This is a genomic window from Catenibacterium mitsuokai (assembly GCF_025148785.1).
GTDB classification, from domain to species: Bacteria; Bacillota_I; Bacilli_A; order Erysipelotrichales; family Coprobacillaceae; genus Catenibacterium; species Catenibacterium mitsuoka.
Genome location: NZ_CP102271.1, coordinates 709,053 through 726,841 on the forward strand (window position 1 = coordinate 709,053; position 17,789 = coordinate 726,841).

16 protein-coding genes, 3 tRNA genes and 1 pseudogene are annotated in these 17,789 nt (G+C 34.2%); 12 read left to right on the forward strand and 8 right to left on the reverse strand.

Features of this window, described 5'->3' with window-relative positions:
* Positions 1 to 38: 38 nt before the first annotated feature.
* Positions 39 to 779 carry a putative ABC transporter permease gene (locus NQ499_RS03540; protein ID WP_006505679.1) on the reverse strand — a complete coding sequence of 247 codons (741 nt, stop codon included), beginning with the start codon at positions 777 to 779 and terminating at the stop codon, positions 39 to 41.
* A 250-nt stretch (positions 780 to 1,029) separates the two neighbouring features.
* Here NQ499_RS03540 and deoC point away from each other — a divergent pair, with 250 nt between their 5' ends.
* Complete coding sequence (gene deoC / locus NQ499_RS03545; protein ID WP_006505680.1) at positions 1,030 to 1,698, forward strand: deoxyribose-phosphate aldolase; 669 nt, start codon at positions 1,030 to 1,032, stop codon at positions 1,696 to 1,698.
* Positions 1,699 to 1,792: 94 nt separating this feature from the next.
* Here the strand turns inward: deoC and NQ499_RS03550 are convergent.
* From NQ499_RS03550 to NQ499_RS03560, 3 genes are all read right to left on the reverse strand, one after another.
* A tRNA-Ala gene (locus NQ499_RS03550) sits at positions 1,793 to 1,868 on the reverse strand.
* A 20-nt stretch (positions 1,869 to 1,888) separates the two neighbouring features.
* Positions 1,889 to 1,965: transfer RNA gene (locus tag NQ499_RS03555), tRNA-Ile, on the reverse strand.
* 20 nt (positions 1,966 to 1,985) lie between these two features.
* Positions 1,986 to 2,062 (reverse strand) — tRNA-Ile (locus NQ499_RS03560).
* Between the two features lie 613 nt (positions 2,063 to 2,675).
* Between NQ499_RS03560 and NQ499_RS03565 the strand changes: the two genes are divergently transcribed.
* The 3 genes and pseudogenes from NQ499_RS03565 to NQ499_RS03575 all read left to right on the forward strand — a co-directional run bounded on the left by NQ499_RS03565 (position 2,676) and on the right by NQ499_RS03575 (position 5,845).
* Complete coding sequence (locus tag NQ499_RS03565) at positions 2,676 to 2,852, forward strand: hypothetical protein (RefSeq protein ID WP_006505681.1); 177 nt, start codon at positions 2,676 to 2,678, stop codon at positions 2,850 to 2,852.
* 57 nt (positions 2,853 to 2,909) lie between these two features.
* A pseudogene (locus NQ499_RS03570) lies at positions 2,910 to 4,061 on the forward strand (PTS sugar transporter subunit IIC).
* A gap of 5 nt (positions 4,062 to 4,066) precedes the next feature.
* A complete protein-coding gene (locus NQ499_RS03575) occupies positions 4,067 to 5,845 on the forward strand; it encodes a glycoside hydrolase family 35 protein (RefSeq protein ID WP_259848601.1) in 1,779 nt (592 codons plus the stop codon).
* A 298-nt stretch (positions 5,846 to 6,143) separates the two neighbouring features.
* On the opposite strand, the gene NQ499_RS03580 is transcribed toward NQ499_RS03575, so the two are convergent.
* A complete protein-coding gene (locus tag NQ499_RS03580; RefSeq protein ID WP_040389542.1) occupies positions 6,144 to 7,418 on the reverse strand; it encodes a helix-turn-helix domain-containing protein in 1,275 nt (424 codons plus the stop codon).
* Between the two features lie 318 nt (positions 7,419 to 7,736).
* Here NQ499_RS03580 and NQ499_RS03585 point away from each other — a divergent pair, with 318 nt between their 5' ends.
* The 8 genes from NQ499_RS03585 to NQ499_RS03620 all read left to right on the forward strand — a co-directional run bounded on the left by NQ499_RS03585 (position 7,737) and on the right by NQ499_RS03620 (position 15,287).
* Entirely contained in the window at positions 7,737 to 8,723 is a 987-nt protein-coding gene (locus NQ499_RS03585; RefSeq protein ID WP_006506808.1) for a LacI family DNA-binding transcriptional regulator, read from the forward strand.
* Positions 8,724 to 8,891: 168 nt separating this feature from the next.
* Complete coding sequence (gene galT / locus NQ499_RS03590; RefSeq protein ID WP_006506807.1) at positions 8,892 to 10,361, forward strand: UDP-glucose--hexose-1-phosphate uridylyltransferase; 1,470 nt, start codon at positions 8,892 to 8,894, stop codon at positions 10,359 to 10,361.
* Entirely contained in the window at positions 10,355 to 11,368 is a 1,014-nt protein-coding gene (locus NQ499_RS03595) for an aldose epimerase family protein (protein ID WP_006506806.1), read from the forward strand. Before galT ends, NQ499_RS03595 begins: the two co-directional genes overlap by 7 nt.
* On the forward strand, positions 11,365 to 12,648 hold the full coding sequence (locus NQ499_RS03600; RefSeq protein WP_006506805.1) for a galactokinase: 1,284 nt from the start codon (positions 11,365 to 11,367) through the stop codon (positions 12,646 to 12,648). Before NQ499_RS03595 ends, NQ499_RS03600 begins: the two co-directional genes overlap by 4 nt.
* A 2-nt stretch (positions 12,649 to 12,650) precedes the next feature.
* The gene (galE, locus tag NQ499_RS03605) at positions 12,651 to 13,649 is read left to right on the forward strand and encodes a UDP-glucose 4-epimerase GalE (protein ID WP_117548122.1); all 999 of its coding nucleotides are present in this window, start codon (positions 12,651 to 12,653) and stop codon (positions 13,647 to 13,649) included.
* A gap of 223 nt (positions 13,650 to 13,872) precedes the next feature.
* Positions 13,873 to 14,160 (forward strand): type II toxin-antitoxin system RelB/DinJ family antitoxin, encoded by a 288-nt coding sequence (locus NQ499_RS03610; RefSeq protein WP_006504785.1) that lies wholly within the window; start codon positions 13,873 to 13,875, stop codon positions 14,158 to 14,160.
* Positions 14,150 to 14,464 (forward strand): type II toxin-antitoxin system RelE/ParE family toxin, encoded by a 315-nt coding sequence (locus tag NQ499_RS03615; RefSeq protein ID WP_006504784.1) that lies wholly within the window; start codon positions 14,150 to 14,152, stop codon positions 14,462 to 14,464. The genes NQ499_RS03610 and NQ499_RS03615 overlap by 11 nt, the downstream gene beginning before the upstream one ends.
* A gap of 451 nt (positions 14,465 to 14,915) precedes the next feature.
* Complete coding sequence (locus NQ499_RS03620; RefSeq protein ID WP_006507025.1) at positions 14,916 to 15,287, forward strand: hypothetical protein; 372 nt, start codon at positions 14,916 to 14,918, stop codon at positions 15,285 to 15,287.
* Here NQ499_RS03620 and NQ499_RS03625 read toward each other — a convergent pair.
* From NQ499_RS03625 to NQ499_RS03635, 3 genes are all read right to left on the reverse strand, one after another.
* Positions 15,237 to 16,271, reverse strand: coding sequence for an IS3 family transposase (locus NQ499_RS03625; RefSeq protein ID WP_006507026.1), 1,035 nt, complete (start codon positions 16,269 to 16,271; stop codon positions 15,237 to 15,239). The two genes, NQ499_RS03620 and NQ499_RS03625, sit on opposite strands and share 51 nt — an antisense overlap.
* Before the next feature lie 14 nt (positions 16,272 to 16,285).
* Complete coding sequence (locus NQ499_RS03630; RefSeq protein WP_006507027.1) at positions 16,286 to 16,714, reverse strand: HTH domain-containing protein; 429 nt, start codon at positions 16,712 to 16,714, stop codon at positions 16,286 to 16,288.
* 192 nt (positions 16,715 to 16,906) lie between these two features.
* The gene (locus NQ499_RS03635) at positions 16,907 to 17,716 is read right to left on the reverse strand and encodes a PocR ligand-binding domain-containing protein (RefSeq protein ID WP_006504373.1); all 810 of its coding nucleotides are present in this window, start codon (positions 17,714 to 17,716) and stop codon (positions 16,907 to 16,909) included.
* Positions 17,717 to 17,789: the final 73 nt, after the last annotated feature.

Here is a 17,789-nt window from a genome sequence, read left to right on the forward strand (position 1 = left end):
TTATAACCGTTTACACAAAAGAAAAAAACTCAGATGCATTATTTCTGAGTTTTTGTGTGGTATTTGTTTAAGATATCAGGGAATGCCTTGACTAAACGACGATGTGAATATTTCTTAATAAGATGTTCACGGTGACTATCCTTTAATTGACGTGCAATCTTAAAGATATCATCTGTTGTAATTTCATTATGAATATCTAGTTCTAATTCATCGGCAAACTTCTTAAGATCCTGAGAGACTGTCTCAAGCTTTTTCGCAAGATGAGTGGCTTCAACAAGTGTAGTAATGAAGTCGCTTGTGAATAGTGTGATACAAACAGTAGAAGCAATAACCATTGGAATATAATCATATTGTATAAGCATATGAGTTAGATATGGCTGTACATTCTTTACGGCAGTCACAGAGAAGAAACCAAAGATAAAGAAGCCTTCTAAACAGATACGACCATTTAAATTAAATCTCATTTGAGAATAATCCCACCATCTTGCATGAAACATCTTTTCCATGAAATAAGATGTGAGATATTCAATAAAGCATGCGACAATAGCTCCTTCTATAAAAATAAGAGACCAATCTTTAGAGATAGGAAATAAAGCACATACAACAATCGCACCTGATCCATAAATAGGAATGCAAGGTCCGGTTAAGAAACCACTGTTATGTATCTTATGACCTGTGGCGATAGGGCAGATAAGTGATTCCCAGATCCACCCACAGAAACTATAGATAAAGAAGGAAATAACAAGTATTGTCCAGTTATTCGCAAATGCATCTAACATATTATATTAACCTCCTTATTAATATTTCACCCATTATAGCATTATAGTAATATAGAAACAAAGAAAACTATAATTTGAGCTTAACTTATTCTTTTTATTAAGAAAAAGGAAATTAAAAGAAACTGATACATTTACGATTATAGGTGCAATAATTACAAAAAATTGGAATTAAGATGCCGGAAAACATAATTGGTTACTTTATTTTAGATAAACTGTTATAATAGTTTATGTAAAGAGAGGTAAAAATAAAATGAATACAAATGATATTTTAAAAAAAGTAGACCACACATTATTAGCTCAGAGTGCCACTTGGGAAGACATTAAGGTAATCCTAGATGATGGAATCAAATATGGTACAGCATCTGCATGCATTCCAGCTGCTTATGTGAAACAGGCAGCAGAATATGTGGATGGTAAACTTCCTATCTGTACAGTTATTGGATTCCCAAATGGATACAGTACAACTGCAGTAAAAGTATTTGAAACAAAGGATGCTATCGCAAATGGTGCATCTGAAATTGATATGGTTATTAATATCGGATTCTTAAAAGATAAGAGATATGAAGAAGTAGAAGATGAAATCCGTCAGATTCATGAAGCGTGTGATGGTAAAATCTTAAAGGTTATTATTGAAACATGTCTTCTTACAGAAGAAGAAAAGATCAAGATGTGTGAATTAGTCACAAATGCAGGTGCAGAATACATTAAGACATCAACAGGGTTCTCAACTGCAGGCGCTACATTTGATGATGTAAAGTTAATGCATGATCATGTGGGTGAAGGAGTTAAAGTAAAAGCAGCAGGTGGTATTAGGTCATTTGATGATGCTGAAAAGTTCATCGAACTTGGTGCTGACAGACTTGGTACAAGCCGCCTAGTTAAAATCATGAAGAATACAGACACTGGTGCAGGTTACTAAAAGTAAAGAACCATAATCCTTTATGTAGGACTATGGTTCTTTTTTACGCAATGAAATAAAAAAACAGACACATATGTGTCTGTTAAGTTCTAAATGGTGGAGCCTAGGAGGATCGAACTCCTGACCTCCTGCGTGCAAAGCAGGCGCTCTCCCAGCTGAGCTAAGGCCCCAAAGAAATTTTAAATAAACATGGTGGGCCTGAATGGATTTGAACCATCGACCTCACCCTTATCAGGGGTGCGCTCTAACCAACTGAGCTACAGGCCCATGTTTAACAGTTTTAGAAATGGTGGGCCTGAATGGATTTGAACCATCGACCTCACCCTTATCAGGGGTGCGCTCTAACCAACTGAGCTACAGGCCCATTTCTTGACTGCTCACCTATAATACCATGTAGAAGTAGACACGTCAATAAAAAAATAAAGAAATTATACAGAAATTGGGAAAATCGGAGAAACCAGGAAAATCTGATTCCGATGCGATATTATCTTAAATAGCATGAAAGTTGTAAAAACAAATTATTAACTTGAATACCCACAAACTACTGGTATAAAAGACGTTTTTAATAGGATTCTTTTAAATGGCATGAGAAAGATGAGATTAATATCATATGCAGGCTATGGGTATTACAAAAAGTTGTTTGATTTCTTTATTATACCAATGGTGTGAGTATATAGTTGAAAAATAAATGTATATTTAATGTAATAGTTCACGAAGAATGAAAACTGTATTTTGTTGGTAAAATATTATGCTTTACTTTTCTAGATAAAAGAATTGTTTTACTTATTAATTTAAAGAAATATAGGTAAAAAATCAGTAAAATAATTAGTTTATTGGTCTTATAACTGTAAAATCGTCAAATAAATAGTAAAAACGTATAAAAATAGAGTAAAACAATTGATTTATTTACTAAAATGTTTTACTATCATAGCAGATAAAACATCGATGTAATATCAATTAAAAGAGGAGAGAGAAAAATGTATCAGAAATTTATGGACTTTATGTCCGACAAATTGATGCCGATTGCTATGAAAGTCGGTACTCAAAAACATTTAGTTGCATTAAGGGATTCATTCATTGCAACTATGCCTGTAGTTATGACAGGATCAATCGCTTTATTGATTAATGCCTTTTTAGTAGACTTCCCTTCATAGTTCGGATGGGATGGAATTACTAAAACATTCCAGTGGTTAGTAGACATCAACGGTCTTATTTTTAATGGTTCACTTGCTATTGTATCACTTGTATTCATCTTTGCTTTGGGTTATAACATTGCAAAAGTATACGAAGTTGATAAACTATCAGGTGGCTTAGTCGCATTATCATCATTTGTTATTTCTTTAGGAACATCAATGACAAAAGCATTTGAAGTATCAGGTGTAACTAGTGGTGTTGCTAAAGCTCTTAACAAAGTAGCTGGCTTAAGTTATGCAAAGGGATCTTTATCAGTAACTGTTAGTGGCTTGATTCCTGGTAACCAGGTAAGTTCTAGAGGTTATTTCACTGCAATTATTATTGGCTTCTTAGCAGTTATTGTTTTCGCTAAGATTATGAAGAAAGACATTACTATTAAGTTACCTGATTCAGTACCACCTGCAATCGCTGTTCCTTTCACATCTATTATTCCTGCTTTTGTTGCAATGTATGTTGTTGCAATTCTTACATTTGCATTTGACCAGTTAACTGGTAAACTAATTATCGATTGAATCTATGATGTATTACAGGCTCCATTATTAGGATTCTCTCAGAGCCCGGTTTCAGTTATTGCTGTTGCATTCTTAACTCAGTTATTCTGGTTCTTTGGTATCCATGGTGGAAACGTTATGGCACCTATCATGGAAGGTGTATTTGGTGTTGCTTTACTTTCTAACCTTGAAGCATATAAGGCTGGTACAAAAATTCCTTATTTATGGACTAGTGTGTCATATGGTGCATTCGTATGGTACGCAACATTAGGATTATTAATCGCAATTTTCATGGTATCAAAGAATAAACATTACAGACAGGTTGCTAAATTAGGTATTGCTCCTTGCTTATTCAACATTGGAGAGCCTGTTATGTATGGTTTACCTACAGTATTAAATCCAATTCTATTTATTCCATTCTTATTATGTCCAATCGTAATGTCAGGTGTTGCATATGCAGCAACAGCTTTAGGTTTAGTTGCTCCAGTAACACAAAACGTTGCATGGGTAATGCCTCCTGTTCTATATGGTTTCTTTGGTACAGCTTTTGACTGGCGTTCAATTATCTTATCATTAGTTAACTTAGCACTTGCTGTTATTATTTACTTCCCATTTGTTAAATTAGCTAATAACCCAAAATTTGAAAATGCTGGAAATGCTGGAAATGGTGAGGAATAACCGTTTTGGATAGAATACAAATCAAAGAAGATTTTATTATAGACGGGCAGAAAACCAAAATTATTTCTGGAGCAGTTCATTACTTTAGAATTGTTCCAGAATATTGGGAAGATACTTTATTAGATTTAAAAGACATGGGATGTAATGCTGTTGAAACTTATATCCCATGGAATTTGCATGAGCCATATAAAGGAAAATTTGATTTTGATGGTCAAAAAGATGTATGTGCCTTTTTGGAACTTGCAAAGAAGTTAGGATTATATGTTATCATAAGACCTTCACCTTATATTTGTTCAGAGTGGGAATTAGGTGGTTTACCAGCTTGGCTTCTAAAGGATTCAGATATTCGTTTAAGAACTAATGATAGTGTTTATATGAAGCACTTAGAAGAATATTATGCTGTATTATTACCTATGATTGCTAAATATCAAATTAATAGAGAAGGGACTATTATTTTAGCACAGCTAGAAAATGAATATGGATCTTATAATCAAGATAAAGACTATTTAAAAGCATTACTCAAAATGATGCGTGAATATGGCATTGAGGTGCCGATATTTACAGCAGATGGGACTTGGGAAGAAGCATTAGAGGCAGGCAGCCTTTTTGAAGAAGATGTTTTTCCGACAGGAAATTTCGGATCTAATGCAAAAGAAAATATCGCAGTATTAAAAGAATTTATGAAAAAGCATCAGATTGTTGCACCTATCATGTGTATGGAATTCTGGGATGGTTGGTTCAATAGATGGAATATGGAAATTGTAAAAAGAGATCCTGAAGAATTAGTGCAGAGTGCTAAAGAAATGATTGATTTAGGAAGTATCAATTTCTATATGTTCCATGGTGGTACAAACTTTGGATGGATGAATGGATGTTCAGCTAGAAAAGAACATGATTTGCCGCAGATTACATCTTATGATTATGATGCTATCTTAACAGAGTATGGTGCCAAAACAGAAAAGTATCATTTATTGAGAAAAATGATTACAGGCAAACAGGATATTTTGCCTGATAGAAGAAAAACAGCAAGTTATGGCAGGGTTTCTTTGAATAGAAGCGTCTCCCTTTTTAATACATTGTCTAGTTTAAGTAGAGTCATTGAAAGTCCATGGCCTGAAAGTTTTGAAAAACTTGATTATTATTATGGTTACGTTTTGTATGAACATGATTTTGAGTCATATAAGGATGATGTGACTATGAGAATCATTGATGCAAGAGATAGAGCACAGATTTATTTAGATAAAGAGTATGTAGCAACTCAATATCAAGAAGAAATTGGTGATCCTGTCACACTTCATACAAAAAAAGATTGCAAACATTCCTTAGGCATATTATTAGAGAATATGGGAAGAGTAAATTATGGATCTAAACTACAAGCTGATACACAAAGAAAAGGTATAAGAAATGGTGTAATGCTTGATATCCATTTTACAAAGAACTGGAAACAGTACTGTATTGATTTTACGAAGGTAAATCAAATTGAATGGGATAACGCCAATATTGGAGGTCCGACGTTCAATGAGTATGTATTTGATATTCAGGACACACCTAAAGAAACATTTATTGACCTATCTGCCTTTGGAAAAGGTATAGTTATAGTAAATGGATTTAACTTAGGAAGATTCTATAATTCGGGGCCTACTCTTTCATTGTATATTCCAGGTCCATTACTAAAAAAAGGAAATAATCAAATTGTTATTTTTGAAACAGAAGGTATTGTTTCTGATTCAATCAATCTAGTTGATAAACCAATTTTTAAAAAAGACATGAATAATAACTCCTAAAGTGAAAAGTTAAATTCCACTTTAAAAAGAAACGAAAATGATGTGGAATTTAGTCGTTCAGGATTATATTTTCATAAGAATATCGGGTATTAATTCTGATATTCTTTTTGTTTTGGGAATGGAACTTAATCATTCGTACACTAGAAATGAGATTCTAACGTCATAAATCATGGTATTTTAAGGCGCAATAAAGCTATGGAATTTCGTTCATTTTTTCGAGTGTAAGACTAAATTCCACTTTACTTTCATGTGCTATTGTCAGCCTGCCTCTCATGTTTCATACATTCTCCGAATGATTTTAGTTATCTTCTTTTAATAAATATGGTTTTAAAATAATATCATCATTTTCTATTTTCTTGATTCCAAATTCTATGAATCTCTTGTATAAATCTGGATTAAGGAACTCCATCATCTCCAGCGGAGATTTTCCCTTCAGGTACTCCTTTGGCTGGGAATTGATGTGGGATACTATGAGATTAGCCTTCTCCTGTGAATCTAGACCAAGCGCTTGGAGATTTGTCCCTTTAGGGCATATGTAACGTATCTCCTTGTGGTAGTTTTCAAGACTTCCTTTCTGGCGTGATGCCATAGGATCACAGTAAAAGACATGAGTTCGCATGCTGCCATCATTATCTTTTTCCAGTCCTTCTGCATCCGAAAATTCAGAACCTCTATCCGTCTTGATTACTTCTACTTCTTTCAGGAACAGTTCTTTTCCTAATATCGATTCAAGAAGGTCTACACCTTCAACCATAACCTTTGCAGTCTTCTCTTCATGGTATATAATAAACATGAAAGAGTAAGACAGGAACTTAAAAGTCTGCATGAACGGACCGCTTTGTCCATTGTAGACGGTATCCATCTCGACGATACTAACGTTGTCATTATCGTCAGTATATGAGATGAAATCATCATAGGTGTGGCCTATCAGGAACTTTCTGTCTTCTCTTTTTTTATATTTGACAGAATCCTTCTTTGATATTCTTCTTGTCTTGACTCTTAGATCAATATCAAGCAGACCGAACTGTCTAAATACGCCAGATTCTATGTAGTTGTATAATGTCTTTTCAGAAATATTCAATTCAGGATGAGAAGTAATGATCTGATATGGTGATTGACCTTTCTTGATAAGAGGGACAATGATATCAGCTAAAGCCTTAAGCTCGCTATATGTCATATTTATTCCTTCTCTTGAGTTAATGAGGTCAGCCATATATTCCTTATTGGCGATATCTGCAGAATATGTGAACTTATCAAATCTGCAGTGCTGGTATTTAGGACAGCCATTGCAGGCGCCAGGAGATCTGTCTCTTCGCTTACATTTAAAAACTACTAAGTCAGCACAGTTCTTGCATACATGGTGATGCTTGCATCTGTCCTTGTTGGCGCACGCAGGATCAAAGCTGCAAATATGTGAATGTTTTCTATGTGCCTTGATTTCTTTGCCTATAGTTGATTTATCCTTTCCAAGAGTTGCAGCGATAGAAGTCTTGGTAGAACCATTTTCTATCCCTCTCTGAATGATTTGTCTTTCTGAAAGAGTAAGATGCAGATTCTTATTTGATTTAGCCATGATAATCAGCCTTTCATGAAATAGAGAAACAGACATCACAGTAATTATATACCTGAAGGAGAAAATTCAACTATTGAAAGTGTAAAAGTAAATTCAACTGTAAGAGTAAAATCAAGTGGAAAGAAGTGAAAGACTAAACGCAACTTTGCCCCGCCTAAAGTGGAATTTAACTTTTCACTTTAGGATGAATAATAACTAGTTTTTTAACTTTATTTTTCAAAAATGTGTTATATTATGATAGTAGCTTTCTTATAAGTATAGATTAAGTTTATATCTATTAGGACGCTGCTATCATTTTTTGTCTAAGGAGGAGTATTAATGGCTACAATTAAAGATGTTGCGAAAGCTGCGGATGTTTCAATTGCGACTGTTTCGAGAGTACTAAATGAAGATAAAACATTAAAGGTTTTGCCTGAAACGAGAGAAAAAATTTTGAAAGTTGCAACTGAATTAAATTATTCCTTAAGACAAAAAGACAAAAAGAAAGTGCTTAAGATTGGTATTATTCAATGTTATACATTTGAACAGGAAATAAGAGATACTTATTTCTTGTCTATACTGCAAGGTGTAGAAAAATATCTTAGAAAAAATAAAATAGCTTCTACTAAAGTAAGATATGATGATTTAGATATAAAAAAAATACTTGAAGGTGTTGATGGAATTGTCTGTATTGGTAAGTTTGAACATGGGCATTTAGAATTGTTTAATAAGATGACATCAAACATTGTATTGCTTGATATGGATTTATCTCCAATCACTAACACGTGCATTTCTTTAGATTTTGATGATGCAATGTTTAAAGTTGTTGCATATTTTCATTCTAGAGGTCATAAAAAGATCGGCTTTATGGGTAGAAATGAATATGATGAATTAAATTTACAAACAACATCTAGAAAAAAGAGTTTTATTAAATATTGCGAACATTTAGGTGTTGATTATGAGATTTATACAACGAAGCATCAAATGACAGGGGATGAAGGATATGCAGTAATGAATCGTGTGATTTCTGGTGGTAACGTACCTTCGGCCTTGTTCTGTGCTAATGATCCTCTTGCGATGGGAGCTATGCAGGCTCTACTTGATGTTGGTATTAAGGTTCCTGATGAAGTGTCAATTATTGGATTTAATGATGTGGATGCTTGCAATTTTACGCGTCCTACATTATCTACTGTCTATGCACCTTCAAGTGAGATGGGAGAAATTGGTGCATCGGTACTTCACAATATGATTGAAGGAAATGATGTTTTCTATCCCCGTAGAATTCAGCTTCCTTGCCAGTTGGTTATTAGAAAATCATGCAAATAATGTAGAGAAGAACCAGAAGAACCTAAAGATAAGGTTCTTCTTTTTTTATTATGGTATTTTAGTAAAAATTAACTAAAATGCATGAATTATATATAAAATATGTTGATATTTTTACTAAAATGATTATTATATAAGTGAAAGAAAGAACAACATAAAGGAGACCTCACAATGAACCATCAGATCAACAGATTACTCAACTTTGCATTACAAAAAGGCATGATTGGTACAGATGATTTGTACTATGCCGCAAATTTAATTCTAGATTTACTTCAGTTAGATGAATTCCAATTAGAAGAAATCGATGAAAAATTAGAAACAGCACAGGATATCATTGATCATATTCTTGACTATGCAGTAGAAAAAGGTATGATTTCAGATTCTGTGACTGAAAAAGATTTATTTGATACAAGACTTATGAACTGCCTCATGCCTCGTCCTAGTGAAGTAGTAAATAAGTTCAACACTCTTTATAATGAATCTCCAGAAAAAGCAACAGACTACTTCTATGATTTAAGTATTAGTAGTAACTATATTCGTAAATCACGTATTGATAAGAATATCAAGTTTAACCATTATGTTAAATATGGTGATATTCAGATTACTATCAACCTTTCTAAACCAGAAAAGGATCCTAAAGCGATTGCAGCTGCAAAGAATATCAAATCTACAAACTATCCTCTTTGCTTATTATGTAAAGAAAACGTTGGATTTGCAGGTAATATGAAGCATCCTGCTAGACAGAATCATCGTATTATCCCATTAGACCTTGCAGATCATCGCTATTACCTACAGTATTCACCTTATGTTTACTACAATGAACACTGTATCGTATTTAATGAAAAACATCAGCCAATGAAAATTGACCACAATACATTCGAGCATCTATTCGCATTTGTAGATAAGTTCCCTCATTATATGCTGGGAAGTAACGCTGATCTACCAATTGTAGGTGGTTCTATCCTTACCCATGATCACTACCAAGGCGGTCGTCATCATTTTCCTATGGAAGATGCGAAAGTAATCAAGAGTTATGAACATGACCAGGTACAGGTAGATATGTTGTATTGGCCATTGTCAACTCTAAGACTTACCTCTACTTCCAAAGAAAAAATCATTGCTTTGGCTGATGTTATTCTTGAAAAATGGATTGATTATAGTGATGAATCACTAGATATCATTGCATATACAGATGGTGTAAGACATAACACAGTAACACCAATTGCACGTATGAAGGATGGAAAGTATCAGTTAGATCTAGTACTTAGAAATAACCGTACGACTGAAGAATATCCATTAGGAATCTTCCACCCTCATGCACAGCATCACCACATTAAGAAGGAAAACATCGGCTTAATTGAAGTAATGGGCTTAGCTGTTCTTCCTGCAAGATTAAAGAATGAATTAGAAGATATCAAACAGTGTCTATTAGGAAATGCGGATTTTGATTCAAATGAGTCATTACAGAAGCATGCAGACTGGTACAAATATCTTAAGAGTTGTGACTACGAGGATGTTGATGAATTCCTAGAAGTAGAAGTCACTAAGAAGTTTGTAGCGGTATTAGAAGATGCTGGTGTATATAAAATGACTGATGAAGGAATTGAAGGATTCAGTCGCTTCGTGGAGGGCTTATGGTAGAAATTAAGAAAGAATTAGATGACAGTATTGTTGTCATCGGCTTAGAAAACAAAGACTTCTATGTAGAAGTCACAAACTTTGGCTGCACACTACTTAAAGCTGTAGTGAAGGACAAAGAAGAAAATCCATGTGATTGTGTATTAGGTTTCCCTGAAGTATCAGATTACCAGAAGAGAGATGGTACATATCTTGGTGCTTTGGTAGGACGAGTATGCAACCGTATTGAGAAGGGAACCTTCACATTAAATGGGAAGACTTATAATGTTCCTATTAATAATGGTCCTAACTCATTGCATGGTGGTATTGAAGGATTCTCTTACAAGGTATTTGATTATGAATTTATTGATGATGGTGTCAAGTTCCACTATGTATCTAAAGATGGTGAAGAAGGCTATCCAGGTACATTAGATTTCTATGCTTATTATACAATCGAAGGAACATCACTTCATATGCGCTATGAAGCAACAAGTGATCAGGATACAATCATCAATATCACAAACCATTCATATTTCAACTTAAATGGACATGCATCAAGTGTTCATAATCATGTATTAAAACTTAATGCTGATGAAGTAGGCTGCGTTGATGGTGATGGATTATATACAGGTGAATTATTAGATGTCACAAATACTCCATTTGACTTTAGAAGTGAAAAAGTGATTGGAGACTGTATCAAAGACAATCATCCACAGTTAATCACAGCGCGTGGTTATGATCATCCATTTGTATTTAATACAGATAAGAATCAGGCAGAACTTTATTCTCCAGAAACTGGTATTAAATTAACTGTATCTACTACATATCCATCAGCACAGGTATATAGTGCAAACTATTTAGATGGACAGTTAGATAAATATGGTTACACTATGCATCCACAAGATGCATTATGTATTGAAACAAGCTATTTACCAGACAGTATTCATAAAGAAGAAAACCCAAAGGTCATTTTAAAGGCAAATAAAAAATTTAAAGAAGAAACAGTATATACATTCGAGGTAACAAAATGAAAGCAAGCTTATTAAAAGAAGAATTTAAAACGAATAAATATGATGAAATGTTGAAAGACTTATATGAAGATGCAAGTCTCGTAGATTATCAGAAAGATAGATATGCCAATGCATTAGATAAGTTCGTTGAACTTTATGGTGATGAAAATGTCAGCATCTATAGTGCTGCAGGTAGAAGTGAAATCTCAGGTAACCATACAGACCATCAGCATGGCTGTGTATTAGCTGGTTCTATTAACTTAGATGCCATTGGTGTAGTCGCTAGACAGGATGATGTCATCAATGTTGTATCTGATAGCTTTAATATTAAGCCAATCTATTTAAATGATTTAGATAAGAAGGATGAAGAAGAAGGGACTTCAGAAGGACTAATCAGAGGTGTTGTCTCTAAACTTAAAGAACTCGGTTACAATATCGGTGGTTTCAAAGCATTCATTACAAGTGATGTATTAGTAGGTGCTGGTTTATCTAGTTCAGCTGCTTTTGAAACAATCATCGGTACAATCATTGATGGCTTATATAACAATATGAGCATCGATATGGTCACTATCGCAAAAGTAGGTCAGTATGCTGAAAATGTCTACTTTGGTAAGCCTTGTGGATTAATGGACCAGTGTGCATGTGCTGTTGGTGGATTGATCTCTATCGATTTCAAGGATACAGAACATCCTGTTGTAAATCATGTAGATGTAGACTTCTCTAAATATGATCATAGCTTATGTATCGTTGATACAAAGGGAAGCCATGCAGACTTAACAGATGCATATGGTGCTATTCCAACTGAAATGAAGGATGTCGCTCATTATTTTGGTAAGGAATTCTTAAGAGAAGTAGATGAAAAGGAATTCTTTGATCATATTGCTGATGTCAGAGCAGCCGTTAAGAATGATAGAGAAATTCTAAGAGCTATTCATTTCTTCAAGGAAAATGCAAGAGTACCTCAGATTGTAGAAGCATTAAACAATGATGACTTTGACTTATTCAAGAAGTTAATCAAGGAATCTGGTAACTCAAGCTATAAGTTCTTACAGAATGTTTATGCAGACTTTGATTATAAGCATCAGGCAGTTTCTGCAGGTCTAGCATTAAGTGAAATCGTATTAGGCGACCATGGTGTATCTAGAGTACATGGTGGTGGATTCGCAGGTACAATTCAGGCATTTGTAGAAAATGACTTTGTTCCAGAATATAAGAAAGAAATTGAAAAATTATTTGGAGAAGGCAGCTGTCATGTACTTAAGGTAAGAAAACTTGGTGGTTGTAAAGTAGTGGAGGAATAAATATGAATGTATTAGTTACAGGTGGTGCAGGTTATATTGGTAGTCATGTCTGTGTAGAACTACTACAGAGCGGCCATGATGTTGTAGTCATCGATGACTTCTCAAATTCAAAACCAGAAGCCTTAGATGCCATTCATGAAATCACTGGTAAGAAAGTAAAGTTCTATGAATTCAACGTTTTAGATGAAGATAAGACAGAAGCCGTATTCAAGGAAAATAAATTGGATGCAGTCATTCACTGTGCAGCCTTCAAGGCAGTAGGTGAATCAGTAGTAAAGCCTATTGAATATTATACAAATAACTTAATGACAACTCTTATTGTTGCTAAGCTTATGAAGAAGTATCATGTCCCTTCAATTGTATTCTCTTCAAGTGCTACAGTATATGGTGATCCAAAGGTTGTCCCATTAACTGAAGACTGTGAATTAGGACAGACTACAAACCCATATGGTTCTACAAAGGCTATGATGGAAAGAATCCTAACAGATGTACAGCATGCTGTACCAGAAATGTCTGTTACACTTCTTCGTTACTTCAACCCAATTGGTGCCCATGAATCAGGATTATTAGGAGAAGATCCAAAGGGAATTCCTAACAATCTTATGCCTTATATCATGAAGGTGGCAACTGGTGAACTTCCTTGCTTAGGTGTATTTGGTAATGACTATGATACACCGGATGGAACAGGTGTACGTGACTATATCCATGTTGTGGACTTAGCTAAGGGTCATGTTCTTGCAATTGAAAAATATGCAACACCAGGTGTTCATATCTGTAACCTAGGAACAGGTAAAGGATATAGTGTATTAGAAATCGTAAAGGCATTTGAAAGAGTTAATGGAATCAAGATTCCTTATGAAATCAAGCCAAGACGTGCAGGTGATATCGCAACATGTTATGCAGATCCTACTCGTGCAAAAGAACAGTTAGGATGGGTGGCTGAAAAGACACTTGATGATATGTGCAGAGATACTTGGAACTTTGCAAAGAAACATATGTAATATATGAGTCCCTCAATGAGGGACTTTTTTTCATGCATGAAAAAAGCAGGTAGTGAAGCAGATTGCGAATATCCGCTTGATAGGAAGGCGATGAGGTCGTGGAATGCAACATACATTATTATGTAAGTGGATGGAGTAAACCTTACAAAAGCAATACATATGTATTGAAGTAGATATGATATAGCATTATAATATAGAAAAAGATGGAAGTGAGGTGCCGAATATGGCTAGTACAATTCAGGTTAGAGTGGAAGACGAGTTAAAGAGTAAATCAGATGCTTTATTTAAAGATTTGGGTACAGATACAACAACAGCAATCAGAATATTCTTAACACAGGCTGTTGCGACAAATGGATTTCCTTTTGAAATAAAAAGACAGACTGGGTTAAATCCATACGCACCGATGATTGAGAAAGAGATGCTTGCAAAATTAGAAAAGTCCAGAGAACAGGGAGAGTTCAGGGATGCTGATCATGTGATTTCTGATTTGAGATCAAAATATGGATTATAAGATTGTTTTAATGAAGGGTGCAGAGGAAGATTTTGATAGATTCATTGCATATCTTTTGTTTGAAAAGAAAACTGAGCAGGTTGCAAGACATTTATTAAATGACTTTGAGGCAACAAAAATCGGTTTGTCAAATGTTGCTGGAAGCCTGAAACTCTGTGATAATCCAAAATTAAGAGAATTAGGATACCGAAGAATCAATTTTTTATCTCATCGCTATTTTATGCTGTATCGTATTAAAAACGATACTGTTTACGTAGATAATATTTTTCATGAATTGCAAGACTACGAAAATATAATGAATTAATGTTTGGATAAGTGCACGTCACATTCTCCTTGCTTTAGTAATGAGTTAACAAAAAATGCAGAAATAAAAGCAATGATTGAAACATACAATCAGAAAGTTAACTTTTTTGATTTTGAAAGTCTTAATCAGTTGACAGACTCTACAGAAGAGGACATGACAATGTTCAGATGGAGATTTACCATTGTTTCAATGGGGCATAATATCAGGAAATACCAGAAACTGAAGAAAAACAGATGAAACAGGTCAAGGAGATGCTCAGATTGTTTATCTGCTGATAAAAATTTTTTTAAGAAATTGGCAGGTTCTTTTTGAGTGCATCTGAAATATGAAAAAGGTTATTCACCATGCAGATAATGTGGACCCCGAGTCAAGGACATTAAATAAAAAGGCGCTTAAAAATGATTAGAAATAAAGATATCCTCTAGGTGTAATTAACCAGGAGGATATTTTTATGTGTAAACTATGTAAATATGTAATTATTAAAGATGGAGTTTTATGTGTATTGGAAACAGATAGAATGAAGGAAGTCATAAGAAATGAACTTGGTGTATTTGACTACCGAGATTATATATTTGATGATGATCCATCAGTCTATCTTCTTGTAAAGGATTTAAGTGTATATGATACTGGTCATACTATTGTTTACAGATCATTTCCAGATGATGCTGACGGTTATTTTAATGGCACTGTTATATTCACTAAGATGGATGATTTTGGCTTTGCATCATTAAGTAATAATGATATAGATATAATCAGAAGTCATTTACGCAGACTACCTGATGGACTGTTTGAAATGAGTTATTCTTTGAAGGATAGCTACTAATTTCTCGAGCGTTGAGTTTCTATCAAGATTATTTCTTATCTGTCTGAATTTTTCCTTATATTCATCAGGCTCCTTTGCGACATGAATTAGTGGGTATTCACCAGTTATATAATATTCAAAATATTCATTTGGTGAAAGTTTGGCCAGATTGTACTGATAACGATCATTGTTGTAATAAACCATATAGGAATCTATTATTTCCTTTAGTTCTTCATATGAGCAGGCATTCTCTGTATATCTACCTATCTCATCTTTCATATGTCCGAAGAAGGATTCCTGGGGAGCGTTGTCCCAGCAGTTTCCTCTTCTTGACATTGACTGTCTGATTTCCAGGCTCTTGAGTAAGTCAATAAACTTGACACTTGTATAATGCACACCCTGATCACTGTGTATCAAAGCATCAGTGTGAATATTATGCTTATGTTTACTGTAAAGCTGATTGATTGTCTCCAGGACAAAGTCTACTTCTAAAGACGGTGATAATACATATGCAAGAATCTGCTTTGTAAATCCATCCTTTATCACCGATAGATAGGCTTTAGATCTTTTGTGACCGTAGAATAGATAAGTAATATCTGTTTCAAGCACATATCCAGGACCATATTCCTCGAAGTGTCTGTTTAGAATATTATCTGCATAATTTGATGTTTTCATTGCCTTAGCCATTCTTCTTGCAGGATTGGCTTTTCTTATTGGACAGAATAGTCCGTATTTCTTCATCAGTCTTGAAATCTTTTTATGGTTCATCACAATGCCCATGTGAAGAAGACGCATATGAATACCACGTCTGCCCTTGTCATATCCTTTGAACCTGTATGCTTCTAAAATCAGTTCAAAATCCTTACGGTCTTGTTCTTCTTTTTCGCTTATGGAACCTTTTCGTTTCTTCCATGAATAGAACCCACTTCTTGAAACACCTGCAGTATCACATAATGCTGAGACACTCAGATTATTACTAGGTGATTCAAGAGTTCTATCTATCATTTTATATTTTTCTCTTATTGTTTGCCCTTCTGCAGTTTTAATATTTGCTTTCTGTTGATAAATCTCACTCTTTTTAAAAAATCGTTCTCCTGCTGGAGAATTTTATTTTTCTGCTTAAGCCTTTCTAGCTGTTCCTCAATGGTAAGATTCTTTGTAGAAGGTCTTCCGGATTTTGTGCCTCTGGTATCCTTGAATCCTTCTTCCCTTGCTGCTTCTTTCCTTACACGATCTGTGAACTTGAGAGTTCGACTAGATCCTAACATATGAGGATCAAATCCATACTTTCTAAATATGTTTCCAGGCATCATGCCTTTCTGTAAATCAATCCAGAAGAGTTCTTTGAATTTTTCTGAATAGGTTATGCTTTTGATAGATACTTTCTTTACATATGGATTCTTTTCGAGTTCCTTTACTTGTTCATCACTAAAATAGTTTACTCCCATAATAACACCACCATTCTATAATCATTATACTATGCAAAATAAAAACCCTGTAAAACAGGGTCACGAAATAAATATCCTTTTTTATCGTGTCCTTTTTACAGGGTCCATTTTAAGAAGTGAATAACCTTTTTGGGTTTGTATATACGAAAAAGAACTGTAACGCTCAAGGTAGTAGTAAATACTATCTATTCGTTATAGACCTTTGTTTTTGAATTCTAGAGGGGAGCATTGGTACTCCTTTTTGAATACTTTGCAGAAGTAATTAGGGTCTTCAAAGCCACATTGATAAGCAATCTCTTTAACGGTTTGTTTCTTATTTGTTAATAGTTCTGCAGCCTTCTTTAATCGGTAATCTAATAAGAATTTGTGGATAGTCGTATTGTATTTAGATTTAAAATGAGTTAACAATGTTCCTCTGCTGCAGAAGAAAAAGTCACATAGCTGATCAATCGTAATAGGTTTACTATAATTCGCAATTAAGTACTGTTTTATTTCCTGGGCAAGATGATCATTCTTGGCCTGAATGCGATTGGTGAGAGAAATGTATTTTGCGCAGATATCACATACATGTGCAAAAGCATATATCTGATCTTCATCTAATATAGTAATATTTGTGACAAGTTGTCTTAATTCTTCTTCATTTTCAAAATAGGGCTTAGATTTATTGATGATTTCAGAATAGTTTCTATATGTTCCTATAACCGCTTGCCCCATCATTAAATAACCAGTTAAAGCACCATAAGAATATAAAGGCATAATTGCTTCACTGAGTCCAAAATGACATTGATAGACATAAAGTTCGCCAGTCTCTTTTACATGATTCATCGCATTTATATCACATATAAAACAATGATCAGAAGCTTTGCTCTTTTCTATCTCATGACAGAATTTGGATTTCTCATGAGGGTAAGAAGCCAGTATTTTTTGATTAATGTCAAAGATGGACATATTTAATCCTGAGACAAGATAGAGCTGTTTGAGTATTTTTTCTAAGTCTTCCATGTAAATCACCTCATAACCATTATATCTCAATAAAAGTAAAAAAATACAACATTATACTATATTACCCTATATT

Coding starts and splice junctions, on each gene's coding strand:
- NQ499_RS03540 (WP_006505679.1), bottom strand. CDS start 779: ATGTTAGATGCATTTGCGAATAACTGGACAATACTTGTTATTTCCTTC.
- deoC (WP_006505680.1), top strand. CDS start 1,030: ATGAATACAAATGATATTTTAAAAAAAGTAGACCACACATTATTAGCT.
- NQ499_RS03565 (WP_006505681.1), top strand. CDS start 2,676: ATGTATCAGAAATTTATGGACTTTATGTCCGACAAATTGATGCCGATT.
- NQ499_RS03580 (WP_040389542.1), bottom strand. CDS start 7,418: ATGGCTAAATCAAATAAGAATCTGCATCTTACTCTTTCAGAAAGACAA.
- NQ499_RS03585 (WP_006506808.1), top strand. CDS start 7,737: ATGGCTACAATTAAAGATGTTGCGAAAGCTGCGGATGTTTCAATTGCG.
- galT (WP_006506807.1), top strand. CDS start 8,892: ATGAACCATCAGATCAACAGATTACTCAACTTTGCATTACAAAAAGGC.
- NQ499_RS03595 (WP_006506806.1), top strand. CDS start 10,355: ATGGTAGAAATTAAGAAAGAATTAGATGACAGTATTGTTGTCATCGGC.
- NQ499_RS03600 (WP_006506805.1), top strand. CDS start 11,365: ATGAAAGCAAGCTTATTAAAAGAAGAATTTAAAACGAATAAATATGAT.
- galE (WP_117548122.1), top strand. CDS start 12,651: ATGAATGTATTAGTTACAGGTGGTGCAGGTTATATTGGTAGTCATGTC.
- NQ499_RS03610 (WP_006504785.1), top strand. CDS start 13,873: ATGGCTAGTACAATTCAGGTTAGAGTGGAAGACGAGTTAAAGAGTAAA.
- NQ499_RS03615 (WP_006504784.1), top strand. CDS start 14,150: ATGGATTATAAGATTGTTTTAATGAAGGGTGCAGAGGAAGATTTTGAT.
- NQ499_RS03620 (WP_006507025.1), top strand. CDS start 14,916: ATGTGTAAACTATGTAAATATGTAATTATTAAAGATGGAGTTTTATGT.
- NQ499_RS03625 (WP_006507026.1), bottom strand. CDS start 16,271: ATGATAGATAGAACTCTTGAATCACCTAGTAATAATCTGAGTGTCTCA.
- NQ499_RS03630 (WP_006507027.1), bottom strand. CDS start 16,714: ATGGGAGTAAACTATTTTAGTGATGAACAAGTAAAGGAACTCGAAAAG.
- NQ499_RS03635 (WP_006504373.1), bottom strand. CDS start 17,716: ATGGAAGACTTAGAAAAAATACTCAAACAGCTCTATCTTGTCTCAGGA.